9 protein-coding genes and 1 CRISPR repeat array are annotated in these 10,815 nt (G+C 44.5%); of the genes, 3 read left to right on the plus strand and 6 right to left on the minus strand.

Translation table 11 applies throughout. The features are described 5' to 3' along the window. Positions 1 to 44 precede the first annotated feature (44 nt). The 4 genes from OSCI_RS13985 to OSCI_RS14000 form a co-directional block, all read right to left on the minus strand. Positions 45 to 308 (minus strand): hypothetical protein, encoded by a 264-nt coding sequence (locus OSCI_RS13985; RefSeq protein WP_007355640.1) that lies wholly within the window; start codon positions 306 to 308, stop codon positions 45 to 47. After that, a complete protein-coding gene (locus OSCI_RS13990; protein ID WP_007355641.1) occupies positions 301 to 705 on the minus strand; it encodes a hypothetical protein in 405 nt (134 codons plus the stop codon). Before OSCI_RS13990 ends, OSCI_RS13985 begins: the two co-directional genes overlap by 8 nt. Before the next feature lie 318 nt (positions 706 to 1,023). Then, positions 1,024 to 1,755, minus strand: a complete 732-nt coding sequence (locus OSCI_RS13995) for a sugar transferase (protein ID WP_007355642.1) — start codon at positions 1,753 to 1,755, stop codon at positions 1,024 to 1,026. Positions 1,756 to 1,937: 182 nt separating this feature from the next. Beyond that, positions 1,938 to 3,095, minus strand: coding sequence for a glycosyltransferase (locus OSCI_RS14000; RefSeq protein WP_007355643.1), 1,158 nt, complete (start codon positions 3,093 to 3,095; stop codon positions 1,938 to 1,940). A gap of 249 nt (positions 3,096 to 3,344) precedes the next feature. Between OSCI_RS14000 and OSCI_RS14005 the strand changes: the two genes are divergently transcribed. Both OSCI_RS14005 and OSCI_RS14010 read left to right on the plus strand, forming a co-directional pair. Beyond that, a complete protein-coding gene (locus tag OSCI_RS14005; RefSeq protein ID WP_007355644.1) occupies positions 3,345 to 5,294 on the plus strand; it encodes an iron uptake porin in 1,950 nt (649 codons plus the stop codon). Positions 5,295 to 5,505: 211 nt separating this feature from the next. Further along, positions 5,506 to 5,892, plus strand: a complete 387-nt coding sequence (locus OSCI_RS14010; RefSeq protein ID WP_007355645.1) for a hypothetical protein — start codon at positions 5,506 to 5,508, stop codon at positions 5,890 to 5,892. Between the two features lie 436 nt (positions 5,893 to 6,328). Further along, positions 6,329 to 7,555: direct repeats of the CRISPR family, unit length 37 nt; unit sequence GTTACAATTAACCTAAATCCCTATCAGGGATTGAAAC. A gap of 40 nt (positions 7,556 to 7,595) precedes the next feature. Here the strand turns inward: OSCI_RS14010 and OSCI_RS14015 are convergent. Together OSCI_RS14015 and glpX are read right to left on the minus strand one after the other, a co-directional pair. Next, positions 7,596 to 8,882 carry a glutamyl-tRNA reductase gene (locus OSCI_RS14015; protein ID WP_007355647.1) on the minus strand — a complete coding sequence of 429 codons (1,287 nt, stop codon included), beginning with the start codon at positions 8,880 to 8,882 and terminating at the stop codon, positions 7,596 to 7,598. Positions 8,883 to 9,174: 292 nt separating this feature from the next. After that, a complete protein-coding gene (glpX, locus tag OSCI_RS14020) occupies positions 9,175 to 10,212 on the minus strand; it encodes a class II fructose-bisphosphatase (protein ID WP_007355648.1) in 1,038 nt (345 codons plus the stop codon). A 229-nt stretch (positions 10,213 to 10,441) separates the two neighbouring features. Between glpX and OSCI_RS14025 the strand changes: the two genes are divergently transcribed. Beyond that, positions 10,442 to 10,768: a thioredoxin family protein gene (locus tag OSCI_RS14025; RefSeq protein WP_007355649.1), complete on the plus strand. Its 327-nt coding sequence runs from the start codon at positions 10,442 to 10,444 to the stop codon at positions 10,766 to 10,768. The last annotated feature ends 47 nt before the right edge of the window (positions 10,769 to 10,815 follow it).

A 10,815-nucleotide genomic window follows, 5' to 3' on the forward strand; every position in this document is an offset into this window, starting at 1 on the left:
AATTGTTAGGTTCGATATTGAACTTTCAGCAGGGCTTGAGATTGTCAAAGATGACTATTGGCTAGTGGCGCGATTGTTTGATTGGGTGTTTGTTCGCGGGTTTCGCTCAAAACTTCTGTTCTGATTTTCCCTCTTAGTTCTTGGACTGCTGTCTGGATTGCTTGTGGCTTTTGTTTTAAGCCTGTAAATTGCATCATTGCTGAGTCTGGTTTACAGCCAATCGTAGTTTGTTGTTGAGGACGGCTCCTAGTTTTGCGATCGCCGTCGCTCAACAAAGGCTTAATATTTTGTGCTGGAAGTTTAAGCAACTCTGAGTTGGTATTCCCAGAAGAATCGCTCTGTGTTATCACGGCTGCGACACAGGTATTTCCAAATGTCCCAGTCTGTGTCCATTACTAGGCCCATAACGATATAAGATTCGTCGTTGGTTTTCACCGTATCCCCAAATTTGAAATCGGGTTGCGCCCAATTGTCCGGCAGGGCGATCGCATTCGGTTCAGGGGCAGTAGTATTGGTTGGAGGCGATATTTCAGTGGGCGTGTAGTGTTTTTGTGGCATTTGGTCAATTTTAAGAGCAAGCGATCGCCTTGCTTGCTGGCGGTAGCCAGAGGAGAGGTATTCGTTAGCTACTTGTGCTGAAGCGAAGATATGTTGTTGCCTTTGGCACAAATTCTGATAAGTGGACGATTTGGGCGATTTGCTCATTTTTACCCCCCTATAACGTCTATTTGACATGGCTTGCTATGCGACTACTGCAATAACTATGAGGATTTAAGAGGTGTCCGAATACAAAAAATCTATTAAAAGGCAGCGAAAGTTAATTTAACTTAATTAAATTTTGTAAAAATTGGAGGAAGTCATAATTAAATTTTAGGGTGAGCATTGCCCACCCTAATAAGATGTTGAGTTTATATACGCCAACCTACCGAGCAGCATTCACCTAGTATCTATTGGCTAATTGACCCTGACAAAAAGTTAAGAACTAATAGCTGATAGATAGTAGCTGAATGCTGATAGCTGGTTTTAGTAAGCCCCGTTATTTTTGGGGAAAATCACTACGCCAATAGTTTTGACGACGATCCAGAGATCTATCCAAAGATTTTTGGCGTTTACATAGTAAAGGTCGATTTGGACTCGGCGGGGATAGGGGATGTCATTGCGCCCGGATACTTGCCACAGTCCTGTAATTCCAGGTCTGATGGTTAAGATTTTGTTGATGTGGCGGCCGTATCTCGGCAGTTCCTCAACAACTAATGGTCTAGGCCCGACGACACTCATATCTCCTTTTAAAACGTTCCAAAACTGAGGGAATTCATCTAAACTGGTAACTCGTAAAAATCTCCCAATCCATGTAATTCGAGGGTCTTGTTTCAGCTTGAAATTGTCCTGAAATTCTTGGCGGAGATGGGGGGATGTTTCCATAATCTCCACTAATATTTCATCCGCATTTTCCACCATTGTTCTGAATTTAAGACAGTTAAAGAGCTGGCGGTTTTTACCGACTCTTTCTTGTACATAAAAAACTGGCCCTGGCGAGCTTAGAGCAATTAGTAGAACCAAAAGCAGGTAAACCGGGGCAAACAGTATCAGAACTGATAGGGAAAACAGGATATCGAAGCAGCGCTTGAAAAACTCTCCGTCTAGGCTCTGTACAGACAGGCCTATGCGTCCGTCTCTAGGCAGGACAGGCTGAAAACCGCGTCGAGCGATCGCTCGAATTACCTTGCCGGAGATGAGTTGGCTGTCGGCAGTCATCTTACTCCTTCAATTCACACCACACACAGTCATGATCATAAAGCCTCAAGACGCAAGGTAGTAGAAATCAATCACAACGAATCGGTAAAAAGTGGTAGTTTTCCCCTAGTGGGCCCTCCCTTGCTGAGGGCTATGAAATCCCGAAATCCCTTTCTACCATTGATGTTGATGCCTATTTTCCCTTAAAATTTTACAGGTTGAAATTCTTGCCAGCAGCGTTCCAAAAAAGTTAGGTAGCGTTCCTGAAAAATTTTTGGGTGGAACTGAGCGGCTTGCGATCGCCCCATTTCTGGGTTAAAAGCCCCACTCATGGCCTCGAAGGCCTTTACTGCTTCGATTAAGGCCCCTTCTGTCTGGGATGGGAAAAATAATCCTGTTCCAGATTCTGGGTGTTGCCGAATATCAATTACTGTTTCTAATGCACCCCCGCCTCCATAAGCGATCGCTGGTGTCCCGCAAGCTTGGGCCTCGACTAAGGCGATGCCGAAATCTTCGCAGGCTGCATAGACGAAGGCTTTTGCCTCGGCCATATATTTCTCAACTACTTCTGGGGACTGCCAACCAAGGATTTGCACGTTGGGTTGAGCTATTTGCTGGAGCAAGTTTAACTCAGGGCCGGTGCCAATTACTACTAGGGGAAGTCCGAGTTGATTGAAGGCTTTGACAACTATGGATATTCTCTTGTAACTGACTAAACGGCAAACTGTCAGGTAAAAATCTTGTTTCTTTGGTTCAAAGCGAAAGCGATCGATATTTACTGGGGGGTAAATCACTTCTGCGGGTCGCCGATAACACCGCCAGATGCGTCGTGCGGTGTGTTGGGAGTTGGCGATGAAGTAATCTACTCGATTGGCAGAAATTACGTCCCACTGGCGAATTCTGTGGAGCAAATACCTGGTTAGTAAGCCCTGAATTCCTTGTCCGGCTTTGCTACTGCGAAGGTAATCAAAGGTTAAGTCCCAGGCGTAGCGCATGGGGGTATGGCAGTAGCAAAGGTGGAGTTGCTGGGGACTTGTCAGCACGCCTTTAGCAACGGCGTGGGAAGAGGAGAGAATGATGTCATACTCGCGTAAATCTAACTGTTCAATTGCTAGGGGCAATAGAGGTAGATATTTTTGTACGCCGTTGCGGGCAAAAGGAAGGTGCTGTAAAAATGTTTTGCCGATCGCCCGCTTGTAAAGATAACTTTCAGGATTGCTCGATTCAAAGTCAATTAGTGCATAAACATCAGCGTTGATGTGTTTGAGAATTTCTTCGACAACGAGTTCGGAACCGCCAGTTGCTTTTGGGGTTAACCATTCGTGAACGAGGGCATATTTTAGTTCCACAGCAGACTTCACTGAAATTCCCCACTTGATACCTATTTTAAATTTTTGGCTTTTAGATATTGACAAATAACTTATTTTATGTATTTAAAGTCTGATATTTGTAACATCCAAAAATAGCCATCCTATCACTGAAGTAAATTTTACTGAGATTGGGACTGCTCTCCGAAAATAAGAATGAATCTTATTCTTGACAAGGGGTTTCTTTAGGTAGATTATTTGAGAAACTTTAGCTGTTTTGGCTTAAATAGGTGTGAGGTAAAAATGTCGAAAATTTTGTGGAAAGCTTTGCTGGTAAGCCCAGCAGTATTGGGAGCAAGTTTGGCTGTGTCTGCGGCGGCGCTAGCAGAGTCGGATGTAAAAATTGGATCTATAACTCAGGCTCAGGATGGGCAAGCGATCGCACAGTTTAATGCTAAAACTGACTTCGATAAAGTAGATGGAGTTTTGGGTACAGGGGAATTGAGGGGAGAGTTAGCGATCGCACCTCAAGCTCATCTTGCTCTAGAAAATACCAATCAGCAACAAATAGCAATAACTGCATCTGTAAAAACTGCGATCGCACCACAGCCGCAAGCGCAGAAAATTCCAGCCGATAGCCTGTCGGCGGAAATCTCCACCCCCTTGTTGCTATCACAAATCCCAAATCCCGAACCCGCGACAAATTCAACAGTTTTAGAACAAGTCAACGAATACAGCTCTGAAAATAATACTAATAACGAGCCTGCTGGCCAAGTAACATCGGTTTCTCAACTTTCCGACGTTCAGCCTACAGACTGGGCTTTTCAAGCCTTACAATCGCTCGTAGAGCGCTATGGCTGCATTGCTGGGTATCCCGATGGCACTTATCGGGGCAACCGGGCGATGACTCGCTACGAATTTGCAGCAGGTTTAAATGCCTGTTTAGAGCGCGTTAATGAGTTAATTGCTGGTGGTACAGGTAATTTAGCCAGTAGAGAAGATTTACTCGCCTTGCAAAGATTGCAGGAAGAATTTGCGGCTGAACTTGCTACTTTGCGGGGGCGCGTGGATGCCTTGGAAGCTCGCACGGCAGAATTAGAGGCAAATCAATTTTCCACTACAACTAAACTTAATGGGGAAGTTATTTTTGGGTTAGCTGGAATTGCGGCGGGAGATGATGCTAATGGTAGGGAAATAGATAGTTCTACTATTTTGGGGAGTAGGGTACGGCTCAATTTTGATACTAGCTTCAGCGGTGAAGATTTGCTCAGAACTAGGCTGCAAGTGACAAATTTTGGTTCTTTCTCGACTAATTCTACCTTTACACCAGAAGGGGAATTGAGGTTTAATGCGGGGCCTTTTGGGGAAGCTAGTAATACGGTAGCTTTAGATGCTTTGCTTTATGCTTTCCCGATTGGGAATAGTACCACAGTTTTCCTAGAGGCAAATGCTGGAGCTCCTGATGATTTTACCAATACAGTTAATCCTTTCTTTGATGGGGATGGTGCTACTGGGGCGCTTTCTAACTTTGGGACGCGCAATCCGATTTATTATCAAGTTGGGGGCGCAGGTATTGGGATTAGACATCAGTTTGGCGATCGCTTAGAATTCAGTTTCGGATATTTAGCTTCCGATCCCGCTAGCCCACAGCAGGGTGCGGGTTTGTTTAATGGCCCTTACGGTGCGATCGCTCAATTAACTTTTACCCCTAGCGATCGCTTTGCCCTCGGTCTAACTTATATCAATTCCTACGGAGTAACCACTGGTACTGGCAGTAATGCGGCTAATTTTCCTAGCCGACTCGATTATTTTGGCATTGATAGCGAGGAAGGGCTTCCTGTTTCTAATAACTCCTATGGGATAGAAGCATCCTTGCAAATTAGCCCTCGATTTGCTCTCGGCGGTTGGGTAGGCTACACTGCACAACGCACCCTCTCGACATTGGGAGGGAGAATTGACAGGGGAGATATGAAAATCTGGAATTGGGCAGTAACTTTGGCTTTCCCAGATTTGTTGAAAGAAGGCAATTTGGCGGGTATTCTGGTGGGGATGGAACCGAAGGTAACAAGCACTTCTAGTGATGATTTACCGGAGGATAAAGATACTTCCTTGCACGTTGAAGCTTTCTATCAGTTTAAGCTGAATGATAATATCTCGATTACGCCCGGTATTATTTGGCTGACGGCCCCCGATCATAATAACGACAATTCTGATTTGCTGATTGGTGTGGTGAGAACTACGTTTACTTTTTAGTGTCAACTTAAGAAACTGGGCGGTTGAAACCGCGTCTACACACACAAAACCCGCCTGCGCGGGTTGAAGATTCCATTTTCTTTAGTCCGCGTAGGCGGACTTTGTTCGTGTAGCCGCGATTTCAATCGCCCGATCTTAAATGGACAGTGAATCGAGAGCAAATAAATTATTAGTTTGATACCATGATTAAGGGAGCGTTTAGCGGAAAATTATGCAAATCAAAACCTCTAAGTCTGGTATCAGCGCGATCGTGGCTGCCGTGAGTGCAATCGGAGTGGCTGTTGTTTTTCTACCTCAGCCAAGTCATGCTCAAAATAGCGGTGCTCAAAATAGCGCTCAACCGCTACAAGACTTTCAAACTCAGGATAGTACAGATCCTTTTTCCGGGCGTGGCAATGGAATGGGAATTTTTGATTTAATTCACAGATCCAGGTTAGGCACTCTCCGTAATATGGATGAGTTTAGCTCGGAACAGCAGCAGAATTTAAATGATGCGGCGGCGGAGTTTCGGGAAAAACAACGGCTGTTACTCGAACAGCAAGCTAAGCCAGAGGCAGGTGCGATCGCGCCTGGGGATGATGTTGCACCTTTGCCTTAGTTTGGTTGATTGCTACAGCAACCGCTTTCAGCGGTTAGGGGCTAGGGGCTAGGGGCTAGGGGAAGAGAGGAAGAGGGGAAGAGAGTCAATAGTTTGGGCCATGAGCGAGTGTCCTAACCGTTGTGGCGGTTGCTACAATTGCTGATTGGTTGGCGATTGGTAATTAGCAATGCGATCGGACTTTTTTGCGGGAGAGGGTGGGTGTAAAAATCAGGGTTGGATTTTTTTCGGCTGGATGCCTTGATGGGTAAGGATTTGAGGGTTGTTGGCGTGAATTTTGATTCCCGCAAGTTTGGAAATGCTTGATGTTAAAGGGTTTGAGGGAAAATTTGTAATTTGCCTATTGACAAGCTGAGGTCTGGAATGGTACTTTTAGAAATGTCACGCGCAACTGTACCTTGAAAACTAAATATAGTAAGGGTTTCAACACCAAGCGGTTACAATTAACCTAAATCCCTATCAGGGATTGAAACCCTGCTGTTGGATTTGCCCTCATTTTGAGGAAAATATCTAGCGTTACAATTAACCTAAATCCCTATCAGGGATTGAAACGTTGCAGGGGGAGCATACCCACCTGAAGAATAAGTGTTACAATTAACCTAAATCCCTATCAGGGATTGAAACATGATATCCATCTTCTTTAGGAAAAGCCAAGGTAACGTTACAATTAACCTAAATCCCTATCAGGGATTGAAACTTGAGGCTGATTGGGGAAGAAAGGTTATCCCATTGTTACAATTAACCTAAATCCCTATCAGGGATTGAAACTTGCGCGATGAATGGCATTTTATTAGGCAATCAATGTTACAATTAACCTAAATCCCTATCAGGGATTGAAACTCTAACTCCTCTTCCCCCATCCAATCTTGAGTAGGTGCGTACGTTACAATTAACCTAAATCCCTATCAGGGATTGAAACATATCGACTTCTACTTGGTAAATTTCCTCTACGTTACAATTAACCTAAATCCCTATCAGGGATTGAAACAGGTCATGTAGCCATCACGACGCAAAATAAAGATTTTGCGTTACAATTAACCTAAATCCCTATCAGGGATTGAAACTTAAAGACAGAAAAGAAAGATAAACCAAGACACAAACCGTTACAATTAACCTAAATCCCTATCAGGGATTGAAACTCGTAGCGCTTACTTTACTGATAGCCAATCCAAGTTTCGTTACAATTAACCTAAATCCCTATCAGGGATTGAAACAGCACCCTTGACGGGTTCCCCTTCTTCATTTAAAAGTTACAATTAACCTAAATCCCTATCAGGGATTGAAACGGGAAAAAGAAACCCTGCCTGAAGCAATGCTGCGATCGCGCGTTACAATTAACCTAAATCCCTATCAGGGATTGAAACCAGAAAGAAGCGTTTTTTGGGCTTCTTGTAAATCTTCTGTTACAATTAACCTAAATCCCTATCAGGGATTGAAACTAACCCCCAACTAATAACTAACTGCCGAGTAACATTACTTTCAGTTACAATTAACCTAAATCCCTATCAGGGATTGAAACCCGTATCCCGATAAAAATTAGTCCAGTCCGAGGGTTACAATTAACCTAAATCCCTATCAGGGATTGAAACATAGCTCTATTTGGAATAGAACCTTTCAGTAGTTATCGTTACAATTAACCTAAATCCCTATCAGGGATTAAAACATACAACAGTAAAGTGGGCGCAAAAGCGCCCACCCTAAATTCAACTGAACTGCTTACCCACATCAAGATTGAAAAGCGTTTGCAAAGTCTGCATCGCTTGGCGGCGCACCTCAATATCTTGCTGTGCTCGCAACTGCACCATCGGATCGTGTAAAATCTTATTTACAATCCCCCTAGTCAAAGCCTCAATCACTTCTTGATGTTTTTCTGCAAACTCAGAACCCAAACGAGATAAAGCCTTTTCTAACTCTTGTTCGCGAATCGATTCAATCTTATCCCGCAAGCAGCTAATAGTTGGAACCGTCTCCAAACTCCGCCACCAGACATCAAACGCTGCTATTTCCTCTTCTAATAAACCCTCAGCTTCCTGAGCCATCTTGCGGCGAGTTTCATGATTTTGAGCTACAACAGCTTTCAGGTCATCTACATTAAAAGCTCTCACGTTCGGCAAGTCATTAACATCAGCATCAACATTACGCGGAACAGAAATATCCACCAACATTAAAGACTGACTCAGACCTAAAACTGCTTCCAATTTAGCTTTATTTAACAGCGGGTCTGTTGAGGCCGTACTGGTAAAAACCAAATCCGACGCAGCAATAACTTGCATCATTTCCGACAGCGGATAAAGGTGCAATGGTGCTTCTTTAAATTGACTCGCCAACTCTTCCGAGCGCCGCACAGAACGGTTGATAATCGAAATTTCGCTAGCACCTTTTGAGAGCAAATGCTGCACCAAAAGCCGGGACATTTTGCCAGCACCGAGAATCGCTATCTTACTTGATGCTAAATTTTGGCCCTTCATTTGAGCTAGTTCCGCCGCCGCAGAACTAATAGAAACAGCACCAGTACCAATGCTAGTTTCTGTGCGAACTCGCTTTCCTGCTGTGAGCGCCTGCTTGAACAAACGTTCTAGAATGCGACCAATTCCTTTATACTGCTGTGCGAGTTTATGAGTTTGTTTCACCTGAGCTAAAATTTGCCCTTCTCCCAGCACTAAACTATCGAGTCCTGCGGCAACTCGCATCAAGTGCATAACTGCATCTTCGTGCAGCAACATGAACAAGTGAGGTCGTAAAGAAACCAGAGGCAATTTGCTCGACTCAGATAGAAATTGAGTAACTTCTCTAATTCCCGGTTCTGTGTCGCTGGTGACTATATAAATCTCTAACCGATTGCAAGTGCTGAGAATGGCAACTTCTTCAACATGAGGATAACCGCAAAGTTGTGCGATCGCGCTTTCTATTTTTGTTTCAGGAATGCTCAGTTTTTCCCGAACTTCTACTGGCGCTGTTTTATGGCTAAGACCTATGACTGCAATATTCATTTGCTAATGGTTAATTGCTAATGGTTAATTGCTAATTTGTTAATGGTTGGTTGTTAGTTGTTAGTTGTTAGTCGTTAGTCGTGGTTGTTAGTTGACTGCTAATTATTGATGAATGTTGTTGATTAATAATTATTGATGATTGCTAACTGTTAATTATTGATGGTCAGCAATAGCCAACAACTACTAGCGTACCATCAACAACTAACAACCAACAACTAAACATCAACAACCAACTATTAACAACTAACCATTAACAATTAACCACTAACAACTGACAACTAACAACTAACAATTACTTCAATTGCAGTGCCTTCGGTTCATCAAACATATGGATTGTATCCACAAACCGAGCTGTTTTTGACTGAGAAGAAATTACCAAGCTTTGGGTGCGTGCGCCGCCTGCAAAGAAGCGTACACCTTCCATCAGTGTACCAGGAGTGATGCCGCAGGCTGCAAACAAGACTGTTTCGCCAGATGCTAACTCTTCGGCATTGTAAACCTTGTCTGGGTCTGTGATACCCATTTCTTTCAGCCGCTTAAGATTACCCTCTTTACTTTCACCGATCAAGCCAGTTTTTACAACGTCTGGATCGTAGATAAGCTGACCTTGGAAGTGACCGCCCAAACAGCGCATCGCCGCTGCTGAGATCACGCCTTCAGGTGCAGCACCGATTCCCATCAGTGCGTGGATGTTTGTACCGGAAAATGCACAAGAAATTGCGGCAGAAACGTCGCCGTCGCTGATCAAGCGCACTCTTGCACCTGCTTCGCGAATTTCATTGATTAAGTCTTTGTGCCGAGGGCGATCCATTACCACCACCACCAAGTCGGAGATGGCGCGATTCATGCAATCTGAAATAATTTTCAGGTTTTCGGTAGCTGACTTATTAATATCTACATGATTGCGGGCAACTGCTGGAGCTGCTAGCTTTTTCATGTAGAAATCTGGCGCTGCAAACAAACCACCTTTTTCGGAGATTGCCAGCACTGCCATTGACCCGTTTTGACCGTAGGCCACTAGGTTAGTGCCTTCGCAGGGGTCAACGGCGATGTCAATTTCCATCAGTTCATCGGGGTTACAAAAATCTTTGGCATTTTCCTGGGTGCAAATGCCGACTTGTTCGCCGATATAAAGCATGGGAGCATCGTCGCGTTCGCCTTCGCCGATGACGATGCGGCCGCGCATATGAATTTTGTTCATGCGATCGCGCATGGCTGTCACCGCTACTTGGTCGGCTTCATTCTTGTCGCCTTTACCCATCAAGCGAGATGACGCGATCGCAGCCAGCTCAACTACCTCAATAATCTCTAAACCGATTACATTATCCACGAAGTATATCCTCCCAATTAAGTCGTCCGTGCCTGTATTCTCTAGCACTCCCAGTGTTAAAGTCTATCAGAGGCGGGGATCTCGTTAACGTTGGGGTTTACTTCAGTTTGTGTTAAGTTTTGCTGCTGACTATGGATTGGCGGGAAAAACTGGGGAATCGAGACATAAGTGATATAATATACAGTCCGAGATCAGTGTGTTTCCAGCGGTACTGTCAGATTGGAGAGCCATGAGCAGCAGCGTTTTAGTCATTAGCGACGAGCAATTTGAAACTGAAGTTTTGAAAGCAGAGCAACCTGTTCTAGCATATTTTTGGGCTGCTTGGTGCGGCCCTTGCAAGTTGGTTGCACCTGCTGTGGAGTGGGTAGCGTCGGAGTATAGCGATCGCCTCAAGGTCGTTAAGATGGAAATAGACCCCAATCCCATTGCCGTTAAGCAGTACAAGGTTGAAGGAGTGCCAGCTCTTAGGCTCTTTAAAGGCTCTGAGGTGGTTGCAGTCTATGAGGGAGCTATTACTAAGCAAAAGTTAGCAGCAATGCTCGACGAGCACGTATGAGAAGGGGCTAGGGGCTAGGGGCTAGGGAAAGAGGGGAGCGAGGGAGC

The organism is Kamptonema sp. PCC 6506 (assembly GCF_000180455.1).
Classification (GTDB): Bacteria; Cyanobacteriota; Cyanobacteriia; order Cyanobacteriales; family Microcoleaceae; genus Kamptonema; species Kamptonema formosum.